Origin of the sequence: Kocuria rhizophila DC2201 (assembly GCF_000010285.1) — a bacterium.
GTDB classification, from domain to species: domain Bacteria; phylum Actinomycetota; class Actinomycetes; order Actinomycetales; family Micrococcaceae; genus Kocuria; species Kocuria rhizophila_A.
Genome location: NC_010617.1, coordinates 622,987 through 648,495, shown reverse-complemented (window position 1 = coordinate 648,495; position 25,509 = coordinate 622,987). Strand labels below are relative to the sequence as shown.

The 25,509-nt window shown below is 72.9% G+C and carries 27 protein-coding genes and 1 tRNA gene; 13 read left to right on the top strand and 15 right to left on the bottom strand.

The features are described from left to right. The 3 genes from KRH_RS12765 to glp all read right to left on the bottom strand — a co-directional run bounded on the left by KRH_RS12765 (position 1) and on the right by glp (position 3,220). Positions 1-1,263: a molybdenum cofactor biosynthesis protein MoaE gene (locus KRH_RS12765; protein WP_081431579.1), complete on the bottom strand. Its 1,263-nt coding sequence runs from the start codon at positions 1,261-1,263 to the stop codon at positions 1-3. Continuing rightward, a complete protein-coding gene (gene moaC, locus KRH_RS02860) occupies positions 1,260-1,688 on the bottom strand; it encodes a cyclic pyranopterin monophosphate synthase MoaC (protein ID WP_229565485.1) in 429 nt (142 codons plus the stop codon). The genes KRH_RS12765 and moaC overlap by 4 nt, the downstream gene beginning before the upstream one ends. A gap of 65 nt (positions 1,689-1,753) precedes the next feature. Further along, complete coding sequence (glp, locus tag KRH_RS02855; RefSeq protein ID WP_012397664.1) at positions 1,754-3,220, bottom strand: molybdopterin molybdotransferase MoeA; 1,467 nt, start codon at positions 3,218-3,220, stop codon at positions 1,754-1,756. A 65-nt stretch (positions 3,221-3,285) separates the two neighbouring features. On the opposite strand from glp, the gene moaA reads away from it, so the two are divergent. From moaA to KRH_RS02840, 3 genes are read left to right on the top strand one after another with little or no spacing between them, the layout of a single operon-like run. Further along, complete coding sequence (gene moaA / locus KRH_RS02850; protein WP_041297298.1) at positions 3,286-4,359, top strand: GTP 3',8-cyclase MoaA; 1,074 nt, start codon at positions 3,286-3,288, stop codon at positions 4,357-4,359. 3 nt (positions 4,360-4,362) lie between these two features. Beyond that, on the top strand, positions 4,363-4,626 hold the full coding sequence (locus tag KRH_RS02845; protein ID WP_012397662.1) for a MoaD/ThiS family protein: 264 nt from the start codon (positions 4,363-4,365) through the stop codon (positions 4,624-4,626). Then, entirely contained in the window at positions 4,619-6,058 is a 1,440-nt protein-coding gene (locus KRH_RS02840; RefSeq protein ID WP_012397661.1) for a molybdopterin molybdotransferase MoeA, read from the top strand. Before KRH_RS02845 ends, KRH_RS02840 begins: the two co-directional genes overlap by 8 nt. A gap of 100 nt (positions 6,059-6,158) precedes the next feature. Here the strand turns inward: KRH_RS02840 and KRH_RS02835 are convergent, their stop codons facing one another. The 6 genes from KRH_RS02835 to KRH_RS02810 all read right to left on the bottom strand — a co-directional run bounded on the left by KRH_RS02835 (position 6,159) and on the right by KRH_RS02810 (position 10,232). Next, entirely contained in the window at positions 6,159-7,343 is a 1,185-nt protein-coding gene (locus KRH_RS02835) for a GNAT family N-acetyltransferase (protein ID WP_012397660.1), read from the bottom strand. A 194-nt stretch (positions 7,344-7,537) separates the two neighbouring features. Further along, positions 7,538-8,248: a 50S ribosomal protein L1 gene (gene rplA, locus KRH_RS02830; RefSeq protein ID WP_012397659.1), complete on the bottom strand. Its 711-nt coding sequence runs from the start codon at positions 8,246-8,248 to the stop codon at positions 7,538-7,540. 87 nt (positions 8,249-8,335) lie between these two features. Next, positions 8,336-8,767 (bottom strand): 50S ribosomal protein L11, encoded by a 432-nt coding sequence (gene rplK / locus KRH_RS02825; RefSeq protein ID WP_012397658.1) that lies wholly within the window; start codon positions 8,765-8,767, stop codon positions 8,336-8,338. A 131-nt stretch (positions 8,768-8,898) separates the two neighbouring features. Further along, positions 8,899-9,783 (bottom strand): transcription termination/antitermination protein NusG, encoded by an 885-nt coding sequence (gene nusG / locus KRH_RS02820; protein ID WP_012397657.1) that lies wholly within the window; start codon positions 9,781-9,783, stop codon positions 8,899-8,901. Positions 9,784-9,829: 46 nt separating this feature from the next. Then, a complete protein-coding gene (gene secE, locus KRH_RS02815) occupies positions 9,830-10,096 on the bottom strand; it encodes a preprotein translocase subunit SecE (RefSeq protein ID WP_012397656.1) in 267 nt (88 codons plus the stop codon). A gap of 63 nt (positions 10,097-10,159) precedes the next feature. Beyond that, positions 10,160-10,232: transfer RNA gene (locus KRH_RS02810), tRNA-Trp, on the bottom strand. A 230-nt stretch (positions 10,233-10,462) separates the two neighbouring features. Between KRH_RS02810 and KRH_RS02805 the strand changes: the two genes are divergently transcribed. Both KRH_RS02805 and KRH_RS02800 read left to right on the top strand, forming a co-directional pair. Continuing rightward, positions 10,463-11,674, top strand: a complete 1,212-nt coding sequence (locus tag KRH_RS02805; protein WP_012397655.1) for a pyridoxal phosphate-dependent aminotransferase — start codon at positions 10,463-10,465, stop codon at positions 11,672-11,674. A 44-nt stretch (positions 11,675-11,718) separates the two neighbouring features. Then, positions 11,719-12,036, top strand: coding sequence for a hypothetical protein (locus tag KRH_RS02800; RefSeq protein WP_105590621.1), 318 nt, complete (start codon positions 11,719-11,721; stop codon positions 12,034-12,036). Between the two features lie 56 nt (positions 12,037-12,092). On the opposite strand, the gene KRH_RS02795 is transcribed toward KRH_RS02800, so the two are convergent. The 3 genes from KRH_RS02795 to ppk2 form a co-directional block, all read right to left on the bottom strand. Continuing rightward, the gene (locus KRH_RS02795; protein ID WP_050738031.1) at positions 12,093-13,610 is read right to left on the bottom strand and encodes a PepSY-associated TM helix domain-containing protein; all 1,518 of its coding nucleotides are present in this window, start codon (positions 13,608-13,610) and stop codon (positions 12,093-12,095) included. Positions 13,611-13,687: 77 nt separating this feature from the next. Then, positions 13,688-14,245, bottom strand: coding sequence for a hypothetical protein (locus KRH_RS02790; protein ID WP_226905930.1), 558 nt, complete (start codon positions 14,243-14,245; stop codon positions 13,688-13,690). Between the two features lie 75 nt (positions 14,246-14,320). Next, the gene (gene ppk2, locus KRH_RS02785; protein WP_172599355.1) at positions 14,321-15,232 is read right to left on the bottom strand and encodes a polyphosphate kinase 2; all 912 of its coding nucleotides are present in this window, start codon (positions 15,230-15,232) and stop codon (positions 14,321-14,323) included. Between the two features lie 233 nt (positions 15,233-15,465). On the opposite strand from ppk2, the gene KRH_RS02780 reads away from it, so the two are divergent. Continuing rightward, positions 15,466-16,497: a 6-phosphofructokinase gene (locus KRH_RS02780; protein WP_012397650.1), complete on the top strand. Its 1,032-nt coding sequence runs from the start codon at positions 15,466-15,468 to the stop codon at positions 16,495-16,497. A gap of 96 nt (positions 16,498-16,593) precedes the next feature. On the opposite strand, the gene KRH_RS02775 is transcribed toward KRH_RS02780, so the two are convergent. From KRH_RS02775 to KRH_RS02765, 3 genes are all read right to left on the bottom strand, one after another. Beyond that, positions 16,594-17,826: a YgfZ/GcvT domain-containing protein gene (locus KRH_RS02775; protein WP_012397649.1), complete on the bottom strand. Its 1,233-nt coding sequence runs from the start codon at positions 17,824-17,826 to the stop codon at positions 16,594-16,596. Next, positions 17,823-18,443, bottom strand: coding sequence for an FABP family protein (locus KRH_RS02770; RefSeq protein ID WP_012397648.1), 621 nt, complete (start codon positions 18,441-18,443; stop codon positions 17,823-17,825). Before KRH_RS02770 ends, KRH_RS02775 begins: the two co-directional genes overlap by 4 nt. 115 nt (positions 18,444-18,558) lie before the next feature. Next, entirely contained in the window at positions 18,559-19,167 is a 609-nt protein-coding gene (locus tag KRH_RS02765; protein ID WP_041297297.1) for a hypothetical protein, read from the bottom strand. 300 nt (positions 19,168-19,467) lie between these two features. Between KRH_RS02765 and KRH_RS02760 the strand changes: the two genes are divergently transcribed. The 7 genes from KRH_RS02760 to asd all read left to right on the top strand — a co-directional run bounded on the left by KRH_RS02760 (position 19,468) and on the right by asd (position 25,450). Further along, positions 19,468-20,157 carry a response regulator transcription factor gene (locus KRH_RS02760; protein WP_012397645.1) on the top strand — a complete coding sequence of 230 codons (690 nt, stop codon included), beginning with the start codon at positions 19,468-19,470 and terminating at the stop codon, positions 20,155-20,157. Positions 20,158-20,190: 33 nt separating this feature from the next. Then, positions 20,191-21,102, top strand: coding sequence for a mycothiol synthase (gene mshD / locus KRH_RS02755; protein WP_012397644.1), 912 nt, complete (start codon positions 20,191-20,193; stop codon positions 21,100-21,102). A 78-nt stretch (positions 21,103-21,180) separates the two neighbouring features. Beyond that, positions 21,181-22,131, top strand: a complete 951-nt coding sequence (locus KRH_RS02750; protein WP_012397643.1) for an NUDIX hydrolase — start codon at positions 21,181-21,183, stop codon at positions 22,129-22,131. Between the two features lie 78 nt (positions 22,132-22,209). After that, positions 22,210-23,031, top strand: a complete 822-nt coding sequence (locus tag KRH_RS02745) for a thymidylate synthase (RefSeq protein WP_012397642.1) — start codon at positions 22,210-22,212, stop codon at positions 23,029-23,031. Next, positions 23,028-23,696: a dihydrofolate reductase gene (locus tag KRH_RS02740; RefSeq protein ID WP_081431578.1), complete on the top strand. Its 669-nt coding sequence runs from the start codon at positions 23,028-23,030 to the stop codon at positions 23,694-23,696. The genes KRH_RS02745 and KRH_RS02740 overlap by 4 nt, the downstream gene beginning before the upstream one ends. A 37-nt stretch (positions 23,697-23,733) precedes the next feature. After that, positions 23,734-24,078, top strand: coding sequence for a GNAT family N-acetyltransferase (locus KRH_RS02735; RefSeq protein WP_050738091.1), 345 nt, complete (start codon positions 23,734-23,736; stop codon positions 24,076-24,078). Between the two features lie 235 nt (positions 24,079-24,313). Further along, a complete protein-coding gene (gene asd, locus KRH_RS02730) occupies positions 24,314-25,450 on the top strand; it encodes an aspartate-semialdehyde dehydrogenase (protein WP_012397638.1) in 1,137 nt (378 codons plus the stop codon). Positions 25,451-25,509: the final 59 nt, after the last annotated feature.

The window sequence follows — 25,509 nt, the reverse complement described above, 5'->3', positions numbered from 1 at the left end:
TCAGGCGTCCAGCCCCACCCAGGTGTGCTGCCCGTCCGCGAAGCTCTCGCGCTTCCAGATGGGCACGCTCGCCTTGATCCGGTCCACCAGCGCGGAGCACGCCGCGAAGGCCTCGGTGCGGTGGGCCGCGGCCACGGCGACCTCCAGGGCGCTGTCACCCACCGCGAGCGCACCGATCCTGTGCTCGGCCCACACGCGGGTGCCGGGATGCTCCCGCGCGGTCCCCGCCACGACCTCCGCCATGACCTGCGCAGCACTCGGGTGCGCGCTGTACGCCAGTCCGGTCACGCCGTCCCGGCCGCCGTCGTGGTCGCGGATCACCCCGCTGAAGCCCACCACCGCGCCGCAGCCGGGATCGGCCACCTCGCGCCGGGCGAGCTCCCCGTCGAGCGGTTCCTCGGTGATCCCCGCCCGCAGCACGGCGCCCGCCCCCGACCGTCCGCGGCCGGCTTCGCCGGTCTCCGGGGGCGACGACGCCGCGTCCGGGACCCGTGCGGCGTCGTCGGCCGGTGCGGCGTCGTGGCCAGGCCCGGCAGCGCCGGCAGGCTCGGCTCCCTGCGCAGCCGAGCCGACCGGGTCGACCGAGCTGGTCGGGATGACCGAGCTGGCCGAGACGGCGAAACCGGCCGAGGACGCCGGGGAGGCGGCGCCCTCGGCGGGGAGGACCTCGTCGCCCGAGCGGGTCACGGACCGGTCCTCACCGTGGCCGTGGACGTCCTCCAGCTGGGCGCTGATGTGGTCGATCAACGGGTCCAGCACGGCCATGCCGTCCTTGACACCCCCGCGCGAACCAGGGAGGTTCACGAGGAACGTGCGGCCCACCTGCCCGGCCACGCCGCGGCTCATCGCGGCGGTCGGGGTCTTGCGCAGCCCCTGGGCCCACAGCGCGTGCATGATGCCCGGAGACTGGCGCTCGAGCACCCGGGCCGTGGACTCGGGGGTCACGTCGTCCGAGTTCAGCCCCGTGCCCCCGGAGGTGACCACCAGCCGGGGTCCGTCCGCCGTGTGGGAGTCCTCGGTGAGCTCCCGCAGCACCGTGAGCACCTCGGGGCCGTCCGGGACCACGTGGACCCGGACCCGCAAGCCCCTGCCCTCGAGCCACGTGCGCAGCACGGGGCCGCAGAGGTCCTCGGCCGTGCCGCGGGCCGCGGAGCTGGAGACGATCACCACCTCGGCACGGCGGTCCACGAGGTGGAAGTCCCCGATCTCGTCCCGGTGGGCCGGGCGCTCCGCACCCATGTGCCGTTCGCCGTGACCGCTCATCGCGCGCTCCAGTCGCCGCTCTTGCCGCCGGACTTGGCCAGCACCCGGGTGTCCGTGATGGTGGCGGCCCGGTCCACGGCCTTGATCATGTCGTACAGCGTGAGCGCGGCCACGCTCGCCGCGGTCAGCGCCTCCATCTCCACGCCCGTGACACCGCGTGTGCGCACGGTCGCCTCGACCACCACCCGGTCCTGCTGCGGGGTGAGGTCCACGCTGACTTTGCTCAGCGGCAGCGGGTGGCACAGCGGCACGAGGTCCGGCGTGCGCTTGGCGGCCATGATGCCCGCGATCCGCGCCACCGCCAGGGCGTCCCCCTTCGGGAGGTCCCCGCTCGCGAGCAGCTCGACCACGTCCGGACGCGTGAGCAGCACCGCCTGGGCCGTGGCCTCCCGGGACGTGACGGCCTTCTCGCTGACGTCCACCATGTGCGCGGTGCCGTCCTCCCGCACGTGCGTGAGGCGCTGCTGCGCCCCGTCCTGCTGCTGCTCGCTCACCGTTGTCCTCCTGGTCGTGTGTCTCCTGTCCCGCCCCCGGCGGGCGGCGGCGCGGCCCGTCCGGGCCGACGTGCCGCGGGGTCCGGGTCCGCGCGCGGCGCGGGGTGCCCCGGCCGCCCGGGTCCGGGCGGGTGGTGCTCGTGCGCGGTCTCCTCGCCGGGCCCGGCCGCGGCGGGGAGTCCGGGCAGCACCCCTCCGGCCAGTCCCAGCACCGCCACCGGCTCGCCCTCCGGCAGCTCGCGCGCCCCCGGCGGGATGCACACGAGAACGTCCGCGCGGGCGGCGGCGGTCATCAGGTGCGAGGACGCGCCGCCCACGAGGGCGACCCGCGGCGGCGTCGTGCTCAGCAGGGTGCCGCGGCGCAGCTGCGTGCGGGAGTCCAGGGGCTGCACCGGGGCGTCGAGCGCGGCGGTGGACCAGCGCGCGGGCGGGCAGCACCCCCACACGTCCGCGAGCGCGGGGCGCACGAAGGCCTCGCACGAGACCCATGTGCTCACGGGGTTGCCCGGCAGGCACAGCACCGGCACCCCGCGGACGAGCCCGCAGCCCTGGGGCCCTCCGGGCTGCACGGCCACGTGGCCGAACCACATGCCGGTGCCCTCCCGTTCCAGACCCTGGCGCACCACCTCGAAGGCCCCGGCGCTGATCCCGCCGCTCGTGACCACGAGCTCGGCCCCGGAGCCGGTCAGGGCGTCGTGCAGCGCCGCGACGAACGCCGCGGGGTCGTCGTCCACGCGCAGCCGGGCCACGTGCTCGACGCCGTTCTCACGTAGCCACGCCTCGAGCAGCGGCCCGTTGGCGTCGTGCACGGAGCCCGCGGGCAGCGGCCGCCCGGCGGGCACCACCTCGTCGCCGCCACTGACCACGAGCACCCGCGGTCCGCGGTGCACCGTCACGGTGTCCTCGCCTGTGAGCCCGAGAGCGGCGCAGGCTCCCCGGGCCGCCGCGCCGAGCACCGTTCCGGCGGGCAGCGCCACCTGCCCACGGGCGACGTCGCTGCCGGCCTCCCGCACGAAGGTCCCCTCCCGCGTGGCGCGCGCGGTCTCGGCGGGAACGGTCACGGGTGAGGTGTCGAAGCGCGGGGGGACCACGCGCTCCACGGGGACCACGGCGTCCGCACCCGCGGGCAGCACGGCCCCGGTCATCACGGCGGTCGCGGTGCCGGGCGTGTGGCGCGCGGGGGCCGCTCCGGCTGCGCGCGTGTCGTGGACCGCGAGCACCACGTCCTCGCCGCGGTGGGCGGCCGCGAGGTCCGCGACGCGCACGGCGAAGCCGTCCATCTGCGAGTTCGTGTGGGGTGGCAGGGCCAGCGGGGCCAGGAGGTCCCGGGCAAGCACCCGCCCCGCGGCGGCGTGCAGCGGCACGGCCCGTGCGATGTCGTCCGGTCGGGTCCGCGCGAGCAGCGCTCGGACCGCGTCCCGGTGCTCGGGGATGCTGCGGTGCTCGGGCGTGCTGCGGGACATGCCTCCAGGGTAACCACCCGTCCGGGGCCGCGAGGGTGTCGGAGCAGGCCCCTACACTGGGGCGCATGTCCGTTTTCCTCGGCAATCCCCAGGTGCTGCCCCGGGGAGTGCCCACGCAGGGACCGCTCACGGACCGCTTCGGACGGACCGCCACGGACCTGCGCATCTCCATCACCGACAAGTGCAACCTGCGGTGCACGTACTGCATGCCCGCCGAGGGCATGAAGTGGCTTCCCCGCGAGTCCCTGCTGAGCGTCGCGGAGATCGTGCGGCTCGCGGGCATCGCCGTGGCCGAGTTCGGGGTGCGCGAGATCCGGCTCACGGGCGGTGAGCCCCTGATCCGCCCGGACCTCGAGGAGCTGGTGGGCTCCCTGCACGCCACCCTGCCCGGGATCCCGGTGTCCATGACGAGCAACGGCATCGGGCTGGCGGCACGGGCGCAGGGCCTCGCGGATGCCGGCATGACCCGCGTGAACGTCTCGCTGGACACCCTGTGCGCGGAGACCTACGCCCGGCTGGCCCGGCGGGGGCGGCTCACCGAGGCCCTGGAGGGTGTGGCGGCCGCACGGCGCGCGGGGATGAGTCCCGTGAAGATCAACGCGGTGCTGATGCGCGGCGTGAACGAGCGCGAGGCGCCCGAGCTGCTGCACTGGGCGCTGGAGAACGAGTGCGACCTGCGCTTCATCGAGCAGATGCCCCTGGATGCCGACCACGGCTGGACCCGCGAGAACATGGTGACCGCCGCGCAGATCCGGCAGAGCCTCTCCCGCGACTTCGACCTCTCCCCGGACAGCGCCCCCCGCGGCGGCGCCCCCGCGGAGAAGTACCTCGTGCGGCGCCGGGGCCACCGGCAGGTGCTCGGCACCGTGGGCATCATCGCCTCCGTCACCGAGCCCTTCTGCGAGGACTGCACGCGCACACGTATCACGGCCGAGGGGCACGTGCGCTCGTGCCTGTTCTCCCACCACGAGACCGACCTCATGCACCTGCTGCGCTCGGGTGCCACGGACGCAGACGTCGCCCAGCGCTGGCGCGAGGCCATGTGGGTCAAGCCCCGGGCCCACGGCATGGACCACACCGGGCTCGACTCCGGGGACTACGTCCAGCCGGAGCGCAGCATGAGTGCGATCGGGGGCTGAGGCGTGCTGGTGAGATACTTCGCGGCTGCGGCCGCCGCTGCCGGGACCGAGGAGGAGCACGTGGCCACCGCCACGATCCTCACCCGCAAGGACCTCGAGCAGCTGCTCGTGTCCCTGCACCCCGTGGCCCCGCCCGGTGAGCCCACCCTGGCCCGGGTGCTCCCCCGGTGCTCGTGGCTCGTGGACGGGGTCACCGCCAGGGATCCCCGGGCGCCGCTCGCCCCGGGGGCCACCGTGGACGTCCTGCCGCCCTTCGCCGGTGGCTGAGCCCGTGACCACCCCGCCCGATCCCGCCTGGGCCCGCGGTCTGGACACCCTGCACCACGCCGGGCGGGACGCCGCCCGCGAACTCGCCCACCGCGCGGGCCTCGCGCTCGCAGCGTCGCACGCCGCGGCACCCTCGGAAGGGCCCGCCACCGAGGACCGGACCGGAACGGGCACCGGGTGCCCGGCTCCCGCCCACCACGACGACGCCGCCCCGCACGGTCCGAGCCACGGTCCCGGTGCGCCCTGCGCGGCCACGGAACGGGTCCCCCTGGACCGGGCCTGTGGTCGCGTGCTGGCCGAGGACGTCCGTGCCCTGTGCCCCGTTCCGCACTACGCGTCCAGCGCCATGGACGGCTACGCGGTGAACGGCCCCGGACCCTGGACGCTGCTCCGCACCCGGACCACCCCGCGCGAGGGCACCACGCTGTCCGAGGACGCCACGCCCTCCGAGGAGGCCGCGCCACTCGACGGTGCCGCGCTGCCGAGCGAGGCCTCGGCGGTGTCCCTGACCCCTGGCACGGCCGTGCCCGTGGTCACGGGCGGCGTGATCCCGCAGGGCACCACCGGTGTGGTCCGCGAGGAGTACACCGCCCGCGAGGGCGATCGCGTGGCGCTGCGCGCGGACGCGCCCCGCTCGGAGCTGGCGGGCCGTCACATCCGCCCCGCCGGCACCGAGTGCGGGTCCGACGAGGTGGTGTTCAGCGCGGGCAGACGGCTCTCCCCCGCGGACGCCGCGTTCGCCGCGGTGGCCGGCCTGGACGCCCTCCCCGTGCGTCGCGTGCCCCGGGTCGCGCTTCTGCTCACGGGTTCGGAGGTGCGCACGAGCGGGGTGCCGGGCCCCGGCCACGTGCGGGACGCGTTCAGCATGTCCCTGCCCCACGTGCTCCGCGCCCACGGCGCCGCGGTGGGCACCGTGCAACGGATCGACGACGATCCCGCGGCCCTCGAGGCCGCGGTGCGTACCGCCTGCGCGGACCACGACCTCGTGCTCACCACCGGGGGCACGGCCCGTTCGGGCGCCGACCACGTGCGTCCGCTGCTGGAACGGGACACCCGGCTGCTCCTGGACCAGCTCGACCTGCAGCCGGGGCACCCCGCCCTACTGGGGGCCGCCGAACGCAGCGCGGTGCTCGCGCTGCCCGGGAACCCGCTGGGCGCCGTGGTGGTGCTGCTGCTGGTGGGCGGCGCACTGCTGGCCGGGCTCTCCGGCCGCCCCGCACCGCAGCTGCTGCCCGTCACCGCGGGGGCCGCCGCGGGCGGGCGCAGCGAGCGGCTCGTTCCCGCACGACGTCGCGACGGCGCCTGGGTGCCGTGCCGTGCCGTGGGCTCCAACATGCTGCGGGGCCTGAGCGAGGCGGACGGGCTGCTCTGCGTGCCGCGCGGTGGACTCGAACCGGGGGACTCCTCCGCGGTGCTCGCTTTACCCTGGTGACCTCCGTGCACCTCGCGGTGCCGGGGCTCACCGCGCCCGCCGCGGGGCGTGGACGCGCCGCCCTCCGGGCCTCCCCCGGTGCACCGGCGCGGCGCGGGGGTCAGTGGATGCTGAAGTCCTGCTCCCAGATGGCCGACTGCCCGGCGTCCCGGAAGCCGAGCTGCGCATTGACCCAGTTCATGCGGTCGTTGCCGCTGTGGGTCCACGAGTACACCGTGGCCACGTCCGGGGCCACCTGGGCGAGCTGCTCCAGGTTGGCGAGCTTCAGGCGCATGCCCAGCCGGTGCCCGCGGTGCTCACGGACCACGAGGGTCTCGTCCTGCAGTGCGAGCGTGGGGCGGTGCTGCGCGATGATCAGCTCCGTCATCCCCACCAGCTCCCCGCTGCGCAGGTCCTGCACCACGGCCATGAGAGAACGGTCCCCGTCCTCCTGCCGCAGCTGCTCCGTGCGGCGCACCCGGGCGCCGTCCCACGGATCCGGGTCCGCGACGATCGGGCGCACGAACGAGTCCGTGGGGATCTTGGCGTGCAGCTGCGCGAGCGGGGACAGCAGCTCCTCGGGCGCCTCCCCCACCCACGTGTGCATCCGGTAGTGCTCGGCGAACGGGCTGGCGGCCAGCGAGTCCTGGATCCGCTGGTACCGCTGCGCCTGCAGCGGCACGGGCAGCAGCGCGAAGCTGCTCACGGTGCGCAGCCCGTAGCCCGCGTGCTGCGCGAACCGGGTCTGCCGGTGGCTCGCGGGCAGCCGCCCGGAGCCGTCCGCGGCGTCGAGCCACTCGACAGGTTCCGCCGGTTTCTGGACGGGGGCCCCGGAGTCCTCGGTGTCGGCGCTGCCGTCCGCGCTGCCGTCCCCCGGACCGAAGGGGTCCCGCGCCTCCGACGCCGGGTGCTCGGTGACCAGGCGGATCAGCCGCCGCGACTCCCCGTGGGCCAGCTGCTCCGCCGCCCCCAGCAGACCGCGGCCGATGCCCTCGGAGGTCTCCTCCGGGTCAACGTGCACCACGATCTGCGCCATGTCCGTGTCCGAGATCAGCGGCATCCGCACCTCGGCACGGCCCACCAGGCGGTCCTCCACGAAGGCGCACAGGATGTTGACCCGCTCGTACGGGTCCTTGAGGTCACGGAAGATGTCGTGCGCCTCGTTGCTGAGCTGACCCGTGCCCCACACGTGGCGCCGGGAGGCCTGCACGAGGGCCGCCACGTCCCCCAGCACCCGCTGGGCCTCGTGGTCGAAGGCATCGGGGATGCGCAGCAGCTCGATGCGCACCGGTGACGTCTGCGTCACTGTATTCTCCTTCCGTGCCGTCGTCAGCCCCGACGGCACCGCGGTCGTGGCCCCCGGGAGGGCCCCCGTCCAGTACATCATGAATGCCCCGCGGCGACTCGGAGCCGGACATGAAAGTAGGGCCCGGCCTGGGACGGCACGGACCCTACTGTCGTCACCGCCGCGGCCCCGTGGGGGCCGGCGGCGGAGCGGACTCACGCCTGGGTGGTCACCTCGGTGGCGTTCGGGTCCACGGGGATGCCCGGGCCGAACGTGGTGGCCACGGTGGCCTTGGTGATGTAACGACCCTTGGAGGCGGAGGGCTTCAGACGAAGCACCTCCTCCAGGGCTGCACCGTAGTTCTCGGCGAGCTTCTGGGCGTCGAAGGACGCCTTGCCGATGATGAAGTGCAGGTTGGAGTGCTTGTCCACGCGGAAGTCGATCTTGCCGCCCTTGATGTCGTTCACGGCCTTCGCGACGTCCATGGTCACGGTGCCGGTCTTCGGGTTCGGCATGAGGTTGCGGGGACCCAGGATCTTGCCCAGGCGACCCACCTTGCCCATCATGTCCGGGGTGGCCACGGCGGCGTCGAAGTCCGTCCAGCCGCCCTGGATCCTGGCGATGAGGTCGTCGTTGCCCACGAAGTCCGCACCGGCGGCCTCGGCCGCGGCGGCCTTGTCACCCGTGGCGAAGACGACCACGCGGGCGGTCTTGCCAGTGCCGTTGGGCAGGTTCACCGTGCCGCGGACCATCTGGTCCGCCTTGCGGGGATCCACGCCCAGGCGCATGGCCACCTCCACGGTGGGGTCCGACTTGCTGCCTTCGGCCAGTTCCTTGGCCAGGGCGACCGCCTCGGCGGGAGCGTAGAACTTGCCCGCCTCGATCTTCTCGGCAGCTGCCCGGTATGCCTTGCTGCGCTTTGCCATCTGCTTCTTCTCCTTGTGCAGTTGTGGTCTGCGGACCGCGCTCGGCCCTGCCACGAATGTCTACGTGCTGGTGAGTCCGGAAGGGACTCAGTTGACCTCGATGCCCATGGAGCGGGCGGTGCCGGCGATGATCTTCGCGGCGGCGTCGATGTCGTTGGCGTTGAGGTCTTCCTTCTTGGTCTCGGCGATCTCACGGACCTGGTCCATGGTGATCTTGCCCACCTTGGTGGTGTGGGGCACGCCGGAACCCTTGGCGACGCCGGCGGCCTTCTTGATCAGCTGGGCGGCCGGAGGGGTCTTGGTGATGAAGGAGAACGAGCGGTCCTCGTAGACGGTGATCTCCACCGGCACGATGTTGCCGCGCTGGGATTCCGTGGCCGCGTTGTAGGCCTTGCAGAACTCCATGATGTTGACGCCGTGCTGACCCAGCGCCGGACCCACGGGAGGAGCCGGGTTGGCGGCGCCTGCCTGGATCTGCAGCTTGATCAGGCCTGCGACCTTCTTCTTCTTGGGAGCCATGTGATGGTCCTCTTTCTGGCTGTGCGTACCGCCGCACAGGAGCGTACGACGGCGGGTGGTCGCCGTGGCGCGGCAACCGGACGGAGAAGCCCCGGACCAAAGCGCGTCCGGGGAACTCCGAAGACTGGGAGCTAGATCTTGGTGACCTGGTTGAAGCCCAGGGTCACGGGGGTCTCACGCTCGAAGATGGACACCAGCACCACCAGCTGCTGGGACTCCACCTTGATCTCGGAGATCGTGGCGGGGAGGGTCTCGAACGGGCCCTCCTTCACGATCACGGACTCGCCGACCTCGAAGTCCACGGTGACCTGCTGGGCGGCCCCGCCCTGGGACCCGGCACCGGGGCCGGCGGTCTCGCCGAGGCCCTTGGCCTTCTCGGGCGTCTCGAACGTGGGGGCGAGCATGTCGAAGACCTCGTCCAGGCGCAGCGGGGCGGGGTTGTAGGCGTCCTGGCCCACGAAGCCCGTGACACCCGGGGTGTGGCGCACCGCGCCCCAGGAGGCGTCGGTGAGGTTCATGCGCACCAGCACATAGCCCGGGATGCGCACTCGGCGCACGGTCTTGCGCTGGGAGTTCTTGATCTCCACGACCTCTTCCATGGGCACCTCGATCTGGAAGATGTCCTCTTCCATGTTGAGGGACTGGATGCGGGTCTCGAGGTTGGTCTTCACGCGGTTCTCGTAGCCCGCGTAGGTGTGGATGACGAACCAGTCGCCCTCCTGGCGGCGCAGGTTGGCCTTGAACTCGGCCACGGGGTCGACGTCGTCCTCGACGGCCTCCTCGGTGACCTCCACCTCCACGAGCGGCACGGGAGTGGCCTCGCCGTTGCCCTCGGCGGCGTCGAGGTCAGCCTCCTGCACGGCCTTCTCGTCCGTGACCTCCTGCGCGTCCGTGGACTCGACGGTCTCGACAGTGTCGGACACGGTCTCCGCCGACTCCTCACGCGCAGCGTCACCGGAGGTGGTGTCGAGCTGCGCGGTGCGGGCGTCGTCGTTCTCGAGCTCGTGATCGGTCACTGGGTTCTCCTGCTTTCTGTGGACGGCTGGACGTGCTGGGGAGGGCTTACTGGGGCTGGTTGCCGTTGCCGAAGAGCCAGATGGCCAGCTGGCCGAAGCCCAGGTCCAGCAGGGAGATCAGCACCATCATGAATGCCACGAACACCAGCACCACCAGGACGTAGTTCACCAGTTCGCGCCGGGAGGGGGTGACGACCTTCTTGAGCTCCCCCACGACCTGGCGGATGAACAGCCAGATGCGTCCGAAGATCCCGCGCTTGCGCTCCGAGCCGGTGGGGCGACCCGGGGTCTGTCCTGTGACGGTGTGCGACATCGGCTCTCCCCTGCGTGGAGCAGTTTCTCGGCGGTGGTGTTCGTGCCGTTGTGGGTCGTGAAGCAGGGCAGACAGGACTCGAACCTGCAACCTGCGGTTTTGGAGACCGCTGCGCTACCAATTGCGCCACTGCCCTTCAGCTCCGTAGGTCGCGGGCGACCGGAGCACGGTGCCCGAGCCTACCACCGGCCCGCAGCCACCGGTCCTCGCCGCCAGCACGGCGACAGGAGCGCCGGTGACGGCACCAGCCAACCATGGTACGCGGCGGCTGTGATCCGTGCAAAGCCGGGCCCGTGCCACCTAAGCTGGGGACGGCGCCCGGGACACCGCGGGCACCACCGGACGAGCCCAGGAGAGATGATCCCCATGTCACCAGCGCAGCAGCGCATCGCGCACCGGATCGCCGCGATCGCGGAGTCCGCGACCCTCGCGGTGGACGCCAAGGCCAAGGCTCTCAAGGCCCAGGGGCGTCCCGTGATCGGCTTCGGCGCGGGTGAACCGGACTTCTCCACCCCGGACTACATCGTGGCCGCCGCGGCCGAGGCGCTGCGGGACCCCGCCAACTTCCGCTACTCCCCGGCCGCGGGGCAGCCCCGGCTGCGCGAGGCGATCGCCGGTGCGACCGCGCGGGACAGCGGCTGGAACGTGGACAGCTCCCAGGTGCTCGTGACCAACGGCGGCAAGCAGGCCGTCTACCAGGCCTTCCAGACCGTGGTGGACGACGGCGACGACGTCCTGCTGCCCGCCCCGTACTGGACCACCTACCCGGAGGCCGTCCGCCTGGCCGGCGGCAACCCTGTGGAGGTCTTCGCGGGTGCGGACAACGACTACAAGGTCACCCCGGAGCAGCTCGAGGCGGCGTCCACCCCCGCCACCAAGGCGCTGCTGTTCTGCTCCCCCTCCAACCCCACGGGCTCGGTGTACACCGAGGAGGAGACCCGCGCGATCGGCGAGTGGGCCGCGGACAGGGGGATCTTCGTGATCAGCGACGAGATCTACCAGCACCTCACCTACGACGACGTCCGGTTCGTCTCCATGGCCCAGGCCGTTCCCGCGCTGCACGAGCACCTGATCTTGCTCAACGGCGTGGCCAAGACCTATGCGATGACGGGCTGGCGCGTGGGCTGGATGGTGGGCCCGAAGGACGTGGTGAAGGCCGCGACCAACCTGCAGTCCCACCTGTCCTCCAACGTGAACAACGTGGCGCAGGCCGCGGCACTGGCCGCCCTGGAGGGCCCCATGGACAAGGTGGCCGAGATGCGCGAGGCCTTCGACCGGCGTCGTCGGACCATCGTGGAGGGGCTGAACGCGATCGAGGGTGTGAACTGCCCGGTGCCCACGGGCGCGTTCTACGCGTACCCGGACGTCACCGCGCTGCTGGGGCGCGAGTTCGACGGCGTCACGCCGCACACCTCCGCCGAGCTCGCCGAGCTGATCCTCGAGAAGGCCGAGGTGGCCGTGGTCCCGGGCGAGGCGTTCGGTCCGTCCGGGTACCTGCGGCTGTCCTACGCCCTGGGCGACGACGACCTCGCCGAGGGTCTGCGTCGGCTGCAGGACTTCCTGGGGTCGGCACGGTGAGCCCGCTCGCGCTGCAGGGTCCAAGCACCCGGCTGCCCTCCCCGGTGACCGTTCCGAGCGCCGCGCTCGTGACCGCGGGACTGATCGGCGGCTACGCCACGGCCCGCGCCACCGGTGTGCGTGCCCTGGGTGGCGCCGCACTGCTCGCGTGCGGGGTGGCGGCCGGGCGCACGTGGCTCGCCTCGGCCGGTCCCGCAACCACGGCGGGTCTCGGGGCGCTGTACGTGGCCGGATTCGGCCTCTCCCACCCGCTCGCGAAGCCCCTGGGCGCGTGGCCCGCGGTGCTCACGGTCACGGCCGTCAACGCCGCCGCGTCCTGGGCCCTCGTGGACCGTCACAACTTCGGGCCCGACGCCGCCTGAGCACCACCGCACGCCGGGTGCGGGTCCCGCGTTCGGGGCCCGCACCCGGCGCGGTGTCAGTGCGAGGTCGACCGCACCGTGTCGTCCGGTGCGGTGCCGCCCTGCGCCGGGGTGGCCCCGGCGTTCGAGGTGCCCGTGGGCTCCCAGCCGGCCGGGCGACGCCGTGCCCGGAGGCCCACGAGCAGGTCCACCGCGAGGAAGCACAGCAGGGACAGCCCCAGGACGGGCAAGAACAGCCCCACTGCGAGCGCCCCGAGACCCACCAGGGCCCAAACCCACGCCGGAGCGGCTCGCAGTGCCCCGCGCGGCGGGAGCAGAGCGAACGCGACACCCGGGGCGCGCGTGGGGCGGCGTCGCCACCACATGGTGTATCCGCTCACCACGAGGACCACCACGGCCAGCGCGAGGCCCAGCAGCACCAGCTGGTTGGCGAGGCCGAAGAGCAGGCCCATGTGCGCGGCGATCGCCCACTGGGTGAGCTTGGCAGGCAGGCCCCACTCCGAGAACCGCACGTGGTCCGTGACCGTGGGCCGCTGGGGATCCACCGCCACGCTGTCCACCTGGGTGGGCCAGGAGCGCACGTTCTCCGCCACGGTCCACGCCGCACCCTCGGCCGCGGGGGGCTTGATCTCCACGACGTCCGCGTCCAGTCCGGCGCCGCGGGCGGTGGCCAGGACGGCGTCGAAGGACCCGGGCCCGGCGGCCGCGCGGTGGCCGTGGCCGTGGTGCTCCGCGTGCTCGTCACCGGGTGCGGAGGAGCCCCCGCCCAGCTCCGTGGACACCTTGGGCGTGGTCCAGCCCAGGGCCGTGCGCAGCTGGGAGACGTTCTCCCCCGCGTACGCGGACCACGTGAGACCCGAGGCGGAGAGGAACAGCAGCCCCACCGCGAGCCACACGCCGGTGGCCGTGTGCCACGAGCGCGTGCGGCGGTAGGCGTTGGCCTCGCCCGAGCGCGGCACGAGGGCCACGCGGGCGCGCCTGCCGCGGGCCACGCGGCGGCGGTGGAGCACCACGAGCACCACGCCGCTGAGGGCGAGGACCCCCAGCCATGACGCGGCCAGTTCACTGTAGAGACGCCCGGTCTCCCCGAGCAGCAGGTCGCGGTGCAGGCGGTCGATCGTGGTGCGCAGCGGCAGGGCCCCGCTGGTTGCGTACACGGTCATCTCCCCCGTGACGCGGCCCGTGCCGGGGTCCACGAACACGGCGCGGGACTCCCCGCGCTCGAGGGCGGGATCCGCGAACATCACGCGCGTGGTGCCGCCCTCAGAGGCCGGGCGGACGTTGACCGGGGACTCCTCGGTGCCGGTGGTGCGGCGCGCGGCGGCCACCTGCTGGTCCAGGGTCAGCGGCTGGGCCGCGGTGGTGCCGGTGAGGGCCTCGGCGTAGACCTCCCGCTCGAGCTGCGGGGTGAACACGTACAGGGCCCCGGTGAGCGCGGCGACCACCAGGAAGGGGCCCACGAAGAGCCCCGCGTAGAAGTGCAGTCTGCGCAGCAGCGGCAGCAGCCACGGCGCGGTGGGGTGCGAGCCCGTGCGGGCGCGCTCGGACGACGGTGCGTCCAGTGATGTGGACATGGTGAAGTACCTCTCGATGACAGGACGGAACGACACCGCCCCGGGACGGACCGGGGGCGCCGTCGGTGGTGGACTACTCAGATCGAGAGGAGAGGGGGTCCGCGTCGGCGGATGACGCGCACGAGTGAGAACGTGCGCGGGGGCAGCAGGAAGGCCGGGGGCACCGGGCGTGGTGCGTGGCACGGCACGAGGGCCGGGACCAGCAGCTGGACGGCCGTGAAGATCACGCGCACCGCGGCGTGCACGAGCCGCCACCAGCCGTCCTCCGCGTGCCGGACCAGCACGTACGTGACCACGGCGGCGGCCACGTGGGCCCAGCGCATCGAGCCATGGCCCGTCACCGCGGCGATCTGCTCCACACCCGGGCCGCCCGTCGTCTGGGCGGCCACGGTGTGCGCGTGGTGCGCGGAGGACGACGCCGCCGCGTGGGCCGCGTGCCCGCCCGCGGAGAAGAGGGCGTGGAACGGCAGCTGGCTCAGCGCCACCGCGCCCGCCGTGCGCACCGCACCGAGCCGGCGCCCGGCCAGCAGCACGCACACCGCGCCCGCGATCGCGAGACTCAGCCCCAGCAGCACGGGGTCCGGGGCCGCCGGGTCCACCGCGAAGTGGGAGCTGGCCGCGCACAGCGTGGACACGACGGCGGCCGCCCAGCCCCGCAACAGGCGGGCTGGGCGGCTCTCGTAAGGGGTCGGACGGGGCTGCGGAGGGTGTCAGTCGTCCACGGCGTCACGGCCTCGGCGCACGATCAGCGGGTCCGGCGGGTAGACCACCGAGGTGTCCTTGTCCTCGTAGTCGAACTGGTTGAGGAAGAAGCGCATGGCGTTCAGACGCGCCCGCTTCTTGTCGTTGGACTTGATGGTGATCCACGGGGCGTGGTCCGTGTCCGTGCGGCGGAAGGTCTCCTCCTTGGCAACGGTGTAGTCCTCCCAGCGGTCCAGGGACGCCAGGTCCATGGGCGAGAGCTTCCAGCGGCGCACGGGGTCGATCTGACGGATCGCGAAGCGCGTGCGCTGCTCGTGCTGAGTCACGGAGAACCAGAACTTGGTGAGGTGGATCCCGGAGTCCACGAGCATCTTCTCGAACACCGGGGCCTGCAGCATGAACTCCTCGTACTGCTCGTCCGTGCAGAAGCCCATCACGCGCTCCACGTTGCCGCGGTTGTACCACGAGCGGTCGAACAGCACGATCTCCCCGTTGGTGGGCAGGTGCTGGATGTAGCGCTGGAAGTACCACTGGCCCTGCTCGCGGTCCGAGGGCTTGTTCAGCGCCACCACTCGTGCCGCGCGGGGGTTCAGGTGCTCCGTGAAGCGCTTGATGGTCCCGCCCTTGCCCGCGGCGTCCCGGCCCTCGAACACGATCACGTGCTTGAGGTCGTTGTCCTGGCCCCAGTACTGGAACTTCAGCAGCTCGATCTGCAGCTGGTACTTCTCCAGCTCGTAGTCCTCGCGGGACATCCGCTCGTCGTACGGGTACCCCTCGCGCCACGTCTCCACGGCGCTTCCCCCCGGGTCGATGAGGTCCGGGTCCGGCGACTGCCCGTCCCGCACCGTGTAGCCCTGGTCCACGAGCTTGTCGATGAACTCGCGCAGGTTCTCCCGGGCCGGTTCTTGCTGGGCGGTCATCTGGTCCTCCTGGTGGCCTGACGTCGCGAACGGCGTGTTCACAGTTCTCGGCTCCGATCCTAGTGGCCCCGCGCCGCCGGGACGCGGAGCACGGCGGCGGTGCGCGGCGGCGACCCGGGGTGCGCGGAAACTCCCTCGGAAGGAGGGTGTGCACCCGGCCCGCGGCCCCCACGGTCACTAGGATGGACGGTGTCAGGTAGGACGCGACAGCACAGAGGAGCGCTGACCCACTCATGCGAATCGGGCTTATGACCAGCGGCGGGGACTGCCCCGGACTCAACGCGGTGATCCGCGGTGCGGTGCTGCACGGCATCAAATCCTTCGGCCACGACTTCGTGGGCTTCCGGGACGGCTGGCGCGGTGTGGTGGAGGGCGACATCATGGAGCTGCCCCGCCAGAGCGTGCGCGGGCTCGCCCGCCAGGGCGGCACCATCCTGGGCACCTCCCGCACCAACCCGTTCGACGGGCCCCAGGGCGGGCCGGAGAACATCGCCAAGGTGCTCGAGGCCAACGGCATCGACGCCGTGGTGGCCATCGGCGGCGAGGGCACCCTGGCCGGCGCCAAGCGCCTCGCGGACGCCGGGCTGCCCGTGGTGGGCGTGCCCAAGACCATCGACAACGATCTCCAGGCCACGGACTACACGTTCGGCTTCGACACCGCGGTCTCCATCGCCACGGACGCCATGGACCGCATCCGCACCACCGGCGAGTCCCACCACCGGTGCATGGTGGCGGAGGTGATGGGCCGCCACGTGGGGTGGATCGCCCTGCACTCCGGCATGGCCGCGGGCGCCCACGCGATCCTGATCCCCGAGTTCCGCGAGTCCATGGAACAGGTCTCCGAGTGGGTCCGCGAGGTCCACGACCGCGGCCGCTCCCCGCTCGTGGTGGTGGCGGAGGGCTTCATCCCGGACAACCGGGAGGAGGCCATTGCCGGCAAGGGCGTGGAGGCGTCCGGTCGTCCGCGCCTGGGCGGGATCGGCGAGTACGTGACGCACGAGATCGAGGACATCACGGGTATCGAGACCCGCAACACCATCCTGGGCCACATCCAGCGCGGCGGCGCGCCCACGGGCTTCGACCGTGTGCTGGCCACGCGCCTGGGCATCGCCGCGGTCACCATGGCCTCCGAGCAGCAGTGGGGCAAGATGTGCGCGCTGCGCGGCACGGACGTGGTGCGCGTGGACTTCGCCGAGGCCCTCGACGGTCTCAAGGCGGTCCCGCGCGACCGCTACGACGAGGCCAAGGAGCTCTTCGGCCGCTGAGCGCCGCTCCACCCACGCCGCGGCCCCCGGAGGATCTGCTCCGGGGGCCGAGGTCTGCGTGGGGTGAGCTGGTGCGGCGTCAGCGGGACGCGCGGTTCAGCGCGCGGTGCCGCGCGGCCCGCGCATGAGGCCCTGGGCGCGCCCGACCACCGAACCGGCGTCCGGGGGCACCACCACGGTCTGGCTCGCTGCCCACTGCTCCGTGACGGGCTCGGACTCCGCGTCCGGGGCCGCGCCCGGGGTGTCGCGGACCGTGAGCACCGCCTCCGGGTCCACGGAGCGCTTGAGCACGGCCAGGGCGATGGGCCCGGCCTCGTGGTGCAGCTGCGCGGCCGTCACCCGACCCACCACGCGGCCGCCGGCTTCCACGGTGGCGCCCGCCTCGGGGAGGGTGTGCTGGGAGCCGTCCAGGTCCAGGAACGTGAGACGGCGCGGCGGGTGGCCCAGGTTGTGCACGCGGGCCACGGTCTCCTGGCCCTTGTAGCAGCCCTTCGACAGGTGCACCGCGGTGCGCATCCAGTCCAGTTCGTGGGGGATGGTCTTCTCGTCCGTCTCGGCGCCCCAGCGGGGACGCCACGCCTCTATCCGCAGGGCTTCAGCGGCCCAGGACCCGGCCAGACCGATGCCCTCGCGCTCGAGACCGGCCACCACCTCGGGCAGCGCTCCCAGCGGCACGAGGTGCTCGAACCACGCACGGGAGCGCCCCGGGTGCTCCGGGGTGGTGGTGTAGCCGTGACCGCCCTCGGCCACGTCGGGCCAGGGATCCCGCCACACGAGCACGTGGGCGGACGTCACGGACGGCTCGCCCGCTGCGTCGTGCGGGGAGACCTCCGTGGCGGGTCCCGCGGAGAGCAGCTCGGCCATGCGTCCGCCGAGGTCCCGGGTGGCCCCGAGCACGGCCCACTGCGGGCTGACGTCCTGGACCTCGACCCGCAGGGCGAAGCGCATGGAGGTGAGCCAGTCGGCGAGACCGGGGGCCTCGTCCGCCTCGGTGACGAGCCAGGTGGTGGTCCCGTCGTCCAGCACGTGCGGGGCGAACTCGATGCGCCCCTGCACGCTCAGGAACAGGGTCTCGGTGCCGCGGCCGGGTTCCAGGCCGGTGAGCACCTGAGAGGACAGCGTGGTGAGCCAGCTCAGCCGGTCCGGTCCGGTGACGGTCACGACGCCGCGCTGGGAGGCGTCCACGACGGCCCGGCCGCGGGCGAGGGCCCGCTGCTCGTGCACGGGATCCCCGTAGTGGGCGGCCACGCCGCGGTCCAGCCCGTGGGCGGCCACGGCACCGTGACGGGCCAGCAGGGCGGAGGTGTGGACGGTCGGCACCGCGCTCACGACCCGGAGGGGGCCGCGGGCTCGATCCTGGTCAGCTCCGCCGAGGCGTGGGTGGCCAGCTCGCGGCCGTCCGCGGCCATGTCCCAGGCCCACATGAGGTGGTTGTTCACGAGCCCGTAGAGCCGGGTGCCGGACTGGTACTCCTTGGCGCCCTGGGCGCGGATCACGGCGTCGGTGCGCAGGTCCACCCGGGGGCCCTTGATCTGCCCGAGGTACAGCTCCGCCACGCCACCGGGCTGGAGGATGCTCACGGAGATGTCGAAGCCGCCGTCCGCGTTGCGCAGCTTCTCGACGTCCTCCGCGGAGGTGAGCACGGGGACGGGATCGGGGGGCAGCATGCCGGGGCCGATGTCACCGTCCTCGCGCGGTCGCGCGAGCTCCCAGAAGCCCTGCTCGTACGTGGCCTCGCGCTGCGGCTCGCCCTCTTCGTCGAGGAGCGTGGTCTGCGCGCGGTAGATCACGAACGGGAGGCCGGTCTGCTCGAACGTGACGCGCTGCCGGAAGGCCCGCTGCTCGGCATCGCCGTACCCCATGAAGCCGTTGCCCTCCCACGTGCCCAGGAGCCACGCGAAGGGGACGAGTTCGGGGGTCAGGTCCGTGGGGATCTCGATGGGCACGAGTTACATCTGCCCCTTGAACAGGCTGAACACGACCTTGGCGCCGATTCCGAGGATGGCGAGGGTCGCGAGACCGAGGAGCGCGAGGTAGAAGATTTCGAGTGCAAGCATGGTCTCACGCTACCACGGAGGCCAGCACCTGACTGGCGAAAACCGCCACCATTCCGAGCAGCGCCACGGGGGTCACACCGAGGGTGATCATGCCCCTGCGCTGCAGGTGCTCGGGGGCCGCGGAGATCACCCGGGCGCCCGCCACCACCAGGATCACCGTGAGGGGTGCACCCACCCCGGCGACCGTGAGCCAGCCGCTGAGTCCCTGCTCGTGGGCCACGCGGGAGAACGCGATCCACCCCGAGGACGCCACCGCCGCGAGCACTCCCGTGACCGAGGCCAGGGCGGACTCCAGACGGTGCTCGGCACCCTCCCCGCGCACCAGCTCGGCCACGCACACCGCCATGAACGAGACGCCGATGATCGCGGGCAGCCACACGAGCCGTTGCGAGGGCACGAGCTGCACGAGCAGGCACGCGAGCGTCCCGGCCACCGCGATCAGCACGTTGTGCCGGCGCCGCGCGTGGATCCCCGCGGCGGCGGGCCATCCCACGCCGGTGGTCACGGCCATGCCCACGGACACCACGAACGGCGCCCAGCCGCCCAGGACTCCGGCCACGAGCGCGAGGACCAGCGCCACCACGGCGGCGATGACGATGCGCGCGTACTTCATGGGCTGGTCCTTCCGGGCCTGGCTGTCGAGCGGGCAGCGGTCGCTGCGCCCTCCCGCCAGCGTAGCCGCACCGCGTCCCGCCCCGGGCCAGGACCCGCGCCCCGCCGCCCTTCCGGGCGCCCCTCCCCGGGCACGACGCCGCCGCGGCGCCACCGTCCCAGGCCTCCCCGGGGGCGACGCCGCTCCCGGGCCCTCCGTGCGGGTCCCGCGGTCCCGCGCGGCGGGCCCGCCCTATACTGGCCCGGTCATCGGCCGCACCCGTCCCGGGGCCGGCCACCTCGCGTCCGAGCGGATCCCACCGTGTCCCACATCGCCCTGCTCAGCCCCAGCGCCCGCGCGGTGGAGACGGCGCTGCCCGCCCTGGAGCTGCTCTCGCACACCGTGGTGCTGCACTCCTTCGACGCCACCGGATCACTCGGCGGCTCGGCCCGCCCGGACGTGGTGCTGCTGGACGGCACTGCGGACCTCGTGGGAGCCCGCAACGCGGCCCAGGCACTGTCCGCCCTGGAGCGCCCGCTGCCCGTGGTGCTGTGCGTGACCGAGGGCGGGATGGCGGCCGTGGCGGCGTCGTGGTGCGTGGACGACGTCGTGCTGGACAGCGCCGGGCCCGCCGAGGTGGAGACCAGGCTGCGGCTCGCCTGCGCGCACGCAGTCTCCGCCGAGCCCGAGACGGAGCGCTCCGTGCTGCGCGCGGGCTCCGTGAGCATCGACGAGGACTCGTACACCGTGAAGCTCGCGGGACGCCCCCTGAACCTCACGTTCAAGGAGTTCGAGCTGCTCAAGTTCCTGGTGCAGCACGTGGGCCGGGTGTTCACCCGCCAGCAGCTGCTCTCCGAGGTGTGGGGCTACGACTACTACGGCGGAACCCGCACCGTGGACGTGCACATCCGGCGGCTGCGCGCCAAGCTGGGCTCGGACCACGAGCACCTGATCACCACAGTGCGTAACGTGGGGTACAACTTCGCCGCGGGCAGGGAGCCCTCTGCCTGAGCGGACCGCCGCACGAACGCCGAGGAGGCACCCATGTCCGTGACCGTGACCCCGTACGACAGCATCCCTTTCCCTGACGAGCTCGTGGCGCTCGCCGAGCGCTCCCGCGCGGCGGACGGCGAACCCCCGTTCTCAGACCAGACGCTCGTGGACATCCGCTCCGGGCGCGCGGGCGCCACGTGCGTGGCGGCCACCGACGGGGACGAGCTGGTGGGCGCCGCGGTGGTGGTGCCGCAGCAGGACGCCGCGTCCACGTTCACGGTGGAGCTCACCGTGGCGCCCGGGCACCGGGACCAGGGGGTGGCCACGGCGATCGCGGGCCAGCTGCGCGCCATGGTGGACGGCACCGTGGAGGCCTGGGCCCACGGGGACCAGCCTGCCTCCCGCCGGCTCGCGGAGCTCTACGGACTCACCGCGGTGCGGGACCTGCTCCAGCTCAAGCGCACGGTCTCCGGCGCGCAGGACATCCCCCTGGAGGTCTCCCTGCCGCAGGGCGTGCGGATCCGCCCGTTCGAGGTGGGCCGGGACGAGCAGGCGTGGCTGCACGTCAACTCCCGCGCGTTCGCGCAGCACCCCGAGCAGGGCCGGATCACCCTCGGGGACCTGCAGGAGCGCGAGGGGCAGTCCTGGTTCGACCCCCGCGGCTTCCTGCTGGCGGTCTCCGAGCAGGACCCCGACCGGGTGCTGGGGTTCCACTGGACCAAGGTGCACCCGGGCTCCGGGGACTCTCCGGCGCTCGGGGAGGTCTACGCGGTGGGCGTGGACCCGGAGCAGCAGGGCAGCGGACTCGGGCGCGCCCTCACCGCGGCGGGGATCAACCACCTCGCGCAGGAGGGACTCTGCGAGGTGATGCTCTACGTGGACGCGGACAACTCCGCGGCCATGGCGCTGTACGAGTCCCTGGGCTTCGAGCGCTGGCACGTGGACGTCATGTACCGCAGCTGAGCACCACTACCATCGTTACCGGATCCCCGCCCCGCCCATGCGGGTGGGGCATGAGCTTCTGAGCACGGAGAGCAGACCATGGCGAAGAACACCACCACGGGCAAGTACGACATCCTCGCCGCGGGGTGTCTCTGCTGGCGGGTGGTGGACGGCGAGCTGCAGGTGCTGGTGATCCACCGCCCGCGCTACGACGACTGGTCCTGGCCCAAGGGCAAGCAGGACTCCGGGGAGACCCTGCCCGAGACCGCCGTGCGCGAGCTGCGCGAGGAGACCGGGCTGCGCATCACCCTGGGCGTGCACCTCGCGGACTCCGAGTATAAGGTGCGCGGCCACGACAAGCTGGTGCGCTACTGGGCCGCCGAGGTTCCCCCGAACGCCCGCGCCGTGCCCGAGGACGACGAGGTGGACGTGATGAGGTGGGTGACCCCGGAGCAGGCCCGGGAGATGCTCACCAACACGGACGACCGCGCTCCCCTGGACGAGCTGCTGCGGCTGCACTCCCGGGCGAGCCTGGCCACCCGCCCCGTGATCGTGATCCGCCACGCCAAGGCCAAGCCCCGCTCCTCGTGGCAGCGCGCCGAGGGGGACCGCCCCCTCGCGGCCACCGGCAAGCGGCAGGCCCTGGCCGTGACCCGGCTGCTCGCGGCGTGGCAGCCCGAGCGCGTGGTCACCTCACCGTGGCTGCGCTGCATGTCCACCGTGGTGCCCTACGCCAAGAAGCACGGCGTGAAGGTCAAGGAGCGCTCGCAGCTCACCGAGGCCACGCACAAGCGCCACCCCAAGCGGGCCGCACAGGTCACGGAGCAGCTCTTCGACACCGAGCGGCCCGTGGTGCTGTGCACCCACCGCCCGGTGCTGCCCACGGTGCTCGAGGTGCTCGCCAAGCACATGCCCTCGGGGATGGCCGCGCAGCTGCCAAACACGGACCCGTACCTGAGCCCGGGCCAGATGATCGTGCTGCACATGCCGCGCGGCTCCCAGCACTCGCGCGCCGTGGCGTTCGAGATCATCTCCCCGTTCGACGACTGACCACCGCGCGGTGGTGCCACCGCGACCCCCGCACGCAGACAGCGCGACGCGAGCGAGCGGCGTCGTGAGAGGAGAGCCATGACCGAGATCCCCACACCGTACGAGGACCTGCTGCGGGACGTCCTGGAGCACGGGACGCCCAAGACGGACCGCACCGGGACCGGGACGCTGTCGGTGTTCGGGCGCCAGATCCGCTACGACCTCAGCCACTCTTTCCCCCTGCTGACCACCAAGCGCGTGCACTTCCGCTCCCTGGCGCTCGAGCTGCTGTGGTTCCTCTCCGGCTCCTCCAACGTGCGCTGGCTGCAGGAGCGCGGCGTGAGCATCTGGGACGAGTGGGCGGACGAGAACGGGGACCTGGGCCCGGTGTACGGCGTGCAGTGGCGCAGCTGGCCCGCCGGGCACGGAGAGACGATCGACCAGATCGCGCGCGTGGTCGAGTCCATCCGCACCACCCCGGACTCCCGGCGGCACATCGTCACGGCGTGGAATCCCGCGGAGGTGGACCGGATGGCGCTGCCGCCGTGCCACGCGCTGTTCCAGTTCTACGTGCAGCCGCGCGAGGACGGCCCGGACGCCCTGAGCTGCCAGCTCTACCAGCGCTCCGCGGACCTGTTCCTGGGGGTGCCGTTCAACATCGCCTCCTACGCGCTGCTCACCGTGATGGTGGCCCAGCAGTGCGACCTGGTGCCCGGCGAGTTCGTGTGGACCGGCGGTGACTGCCACATCTACACCAACCACCTGGAGCAGGTGCGCACGCAGCTCGCGCGCGAGCCCTACCCGTACCCCACGCTGCGGCTCACGCGCCGCCCGGACTCGATCTTCGACTACCGCTTCGAGGACTTCGCGGTGGAGGGCTACCAGCACCACCCCGGCATCAAGGCTCCGGTGGCGGTGTGAGCTCGGACCGTTTCCCCTCCCCGTCCCGGACGCGGCCCCCGGCGGACGACGACGCCGCTCGCGCCCCGTCCGCGAGCGGCCCCGGCGCGGGCGGCGTCGGCCCGGGCGGCGCCGTGGTGGGGGCCATCTGGGCGCAGAGTCCCGACGGCGTGATCGGGGTGGACGGCGGGATCCCGTGGCACCTGTCCGAGGACCTGAAGTTCTTCGCGCGCACCACCATCGGGCACCCCGTGATCATGGGTCGGCGCACGTGGGAGTCCTTCCCCGAGCAGTTCCGCCCGCTGCCGGGACGCCCGAACATCGTGATCACGTCCCGCCCCGAGTCCGTGCCCGCGGACGGCGAGCGCGTGTGGGCCGTGGGTTCCTACGCCGAGGCGCTGGAGCTCGCCGTGTCCCTGCTGGCGGCTCCCGGACCGGAGCACGAGGAGCCCGCCCGCGAGGTGTGGGTGATCGGCGGGCCGGGCGTGTGGCGCGAGGCCGTGTCCCACCGTCCGCTGCCGCTGACCCGGGCCCTGGTGACCACCGTGGACCTGGACGTCACCGGGGACACCCACGCCCCCGCACTGGACGGCTCCTGGTCCCGCCGTGAGGTGGCGGGCTGGACGGAGGCGCGCAACGGCACCTGGTTCCGGATCGACGAGTGGACGCGTACCCCCGTGGGGTAGCGTGATGTCCCACACACACCGAGTGGAGGAGTCCCCCGTGAGCGACGAGAGCACACCGAGCACCATCACGAGCCCCGAGCTGCGGATCGTGCCCAACCACGACGACTCCCGCTACGAGCTGTGGGACGGCGGGCAGTACATCGGTTTCCTGGGCGTGGAGGTGCTGCCGGACGGCACCGTGGACCTGCAGCACACCATCATCTCCGAGGCCTTCGGACGCCGCGGCTACGCCCGCACGCTCGTGACCCGCGTGCTGGACGAGTACCGCGAGCGCGGCACGAGGGTCCGGGCCACGTGCAGCTACGTGCAGGATTTCATGGACCGTTTTCCCTCCTACCGGGACCTGCTGGCCACCACCCCGGATCCGCGCGCCGAGAGCTGAGACCCGGGGCACCGGCCCCCGGGTCCGGGGCTTGTTCGGCGGGGTGTGCTCCGCGTCCGGGCGACCCGCGCAGGCATCCCCGTCCTGTGCGGGTCGACCTCGGCCCCGTCCGGGCGGCGTCCCACGCCGGCTCCCCCGGTCCGGGCCACGGCCTCCCCACCCGCCACCGCGGGCAGGGGCGGGAGGCCGCTCTGCGCGGGTCGGCGCTGCACGGGCCCTGGCTAGACTGGGCGGCATGACTTCACACCCCGCCGCCGTAGGTTTCATCGGTTGGCGCGGCATGGTCGGCTCCGTGCTCATGGACCGCCTGCGCGCCGAGAACGACTTCGCGGAGCTGGACCCCGTGTTCTTCTCCACCTCCGCCGCGGGAGGCCCGGCACCGGGGATCGAGGGACTCGGGGACACCGGCACCCTGCAGGACGCCCACGACCTCGACGCGCTGGCCAAGCTCCCGGTGCTCGTGACCACGCAGGGCGGGGACTACACCACGGCCGTCCACGGTGCGCTGCGCGCCGCCGGCTGGGACGGGATCTGGATCGACGCCGCCTCCACGCTGCGCATGGACGACGACGCCGTGATCGTGCTGGACCCCGTCAACCGGGACGTCATCGACGCCGCCCTGGACCGGGGCGTCAAGGACTTCGTGGGCGGCAACTGCACGGTCTCCTGCATGCTCATGGGCCTGGGCGGTCTGTTCCGCAACGGGCTGGTGGAGTGGGCCACCTCCATGACCTACCAGGCGGCCTCCGGCGGCGGTGCCCGCCACATGCGGGAGGTGCTGCGGCAGTTCGGGGACCTCAACGCCACCGTGGCCGAGCAGCTGGCCGATCCGGCGTCCGCGATCCTGGAGATCGACCGCGCCGTGCTCGCCGCCCAGCGCGGCGGGGAACTGGACACCACCCAGTTCGGTGTGCCCCTGGCGGGCTCGCTCATCCCCTGGATCGACGCGGACCTCGGCAACGGTCAGTCCCGTGAGGAGTGGAAGGCCCAGGCGGAGACCAACAAGATCCTGGGCCGCTCCGGGGACACCACCATCCCGGTGGACGGGCTGTGCGTGCGGATCGCCGCCATGCGCTCCCACTCCCAGGCGCTGACCCTCAAGCTGCGCGAGGAGATCCCCGTGCCCGAGATCGAGCGGATCCTGGACGCGGACAACGAGTGGGCCACCGTGGTGCCCAACACCAGGGAGGACACCATGAGGGACCTCACCCCCGTGGCCGCCTCCGGGTCGCTGCAGATTCCCGTGGGCCGCATCCGCACCCTGTCCATGGGACCGCAGCACATCTCCGCGTTCACCGTGGGTGACCAGCTGCTGTGGGGCGCGGCCGAACCCGTGCGGCGCATGCTCAAGATCGCCCTCGGGACCCTCTGAGTCGGCTGGTTACCGTCCGGAGACGTGGCCCCCGCGACGGCGGCCCCTCGTCAGTGCCG

What these genes read in the sequence shown, in the direction of transcription:
- KRH_RS12765 (WP_081431579.1), bottom strand. Translation starts at nt 1,263, where the DNA reads ATGAGCGGTCACGGCGAACGGCACATGGGTGCGGAGCGCCCGGCCCAC.
- moaC (WP_229565485.1), bottom strand. Translation starts at nt 1,688, where the DNA reads ATGGTGGACGTCAGCGAGAAGGCCGTCACGTCCCGGGAGGCCACGGCC.
- glp (WP_012397664.1), bottom strand. Translation starts at nt 3,220, where the DNA reads ATGTCCCGCAGCACGCCCGAGCACCGCAGCATCCCCGAGCACCGGGAC.
- moaA (WP_041297298.1), top strand. Translation starts at nt 3,286, where the DNA reads ATGTCCGTTTTCCTCGGCAATCCCCAGGTGCTGCCCCGGGGAGTGCCC.
- rplA (WP_012397659.1), bottom strand. Translation starts at nt 8,248, where the DNA reads ATGGCAAAGCGCAGCAAGGCATACCGGGCAGCTGCCGAGAAGATCGAG.
- rplK (WP_012397658.1), bottom strand. Translation starts at nt 8,767, where the DNA reads ATGGCTCCCAAGAAGAAGAAGGTCGCAGGCCTGATCAAGCTGCAGATC.
- secE (WP_012397656.1), bottom strand. Translation starts at nt 10,096, where the DNA reads ATGTCGCACACCGTCACAGGACAGACCCCGGGTCGCCCCACCGGCTCG.
- KRH_RS02805 (WP_012397655.1), top strand. Translation starts at nt 10,463, where the DNA reads ATGTCACCAGCGCAGCAGCGCATCGCGCACCGGATCGCCGCGATCGCG.
- KRH_RS02795 (WP_050738031.1), bottom strand. Translation starts at nt 13,610, where the DNA reads ATGTCCACATCACTGGACGCACCGTCGTCCGAGCGCGCCCGCACGGGC.
- ppk2 (WP_172599355.1), bottom strand. Translation starts at nt 15,232, where the DNA reads ATGACCGCCCAGCAAGAACCGGCCCGGGAGAACCTGCGCGAGTTCATC.
- KRH_RS02780 (WP_012397650.1), top strand. Translation starts at nt 15,466, where the DNA reads ATGCGAATCGGGCTTATGACCAGCGGCGGGGACTGCCCCGGACTCAAC.
- KRH_RS02765 (WP_041297297.1), bottom strand. Translation starts at nt 19,167, where the DNA reads ATGAAGTACGCGCGCATCGTCATCGCCGCCGTGGTGGCGCTGGTCCTC.
- mshD (WP_012397644.1), top strand. Translation starts at nt 20,191, where the DNA reads ATGTCCGTGACCGTGACCCCGTACGACAGCATCCCTTTCCCTGACGAG.
- KRH_RS02750 (WP_012397643.1), top strand. Translation starts at nt 21,181, where the DNA reads ATGGCGAAGAACACCACCACGGGCAAGTACGACATCCTCGCCGCGGGG.
- KRH_RS02745 (WP_012397642.1), top strand. Translation starts at nt 22,210, where the DNA reads ATGACCGAGATCCCCACACCGTACGAGGACCTGCTGCGGGACGTCCTG.
- asd (WP_012397638.1), top strand. Translation starts at nt 24,314, where the DNA reads ATGACTTCACACCCCGCCGCCGTAGGTTTCATCGGTTGGCGCGGCATG.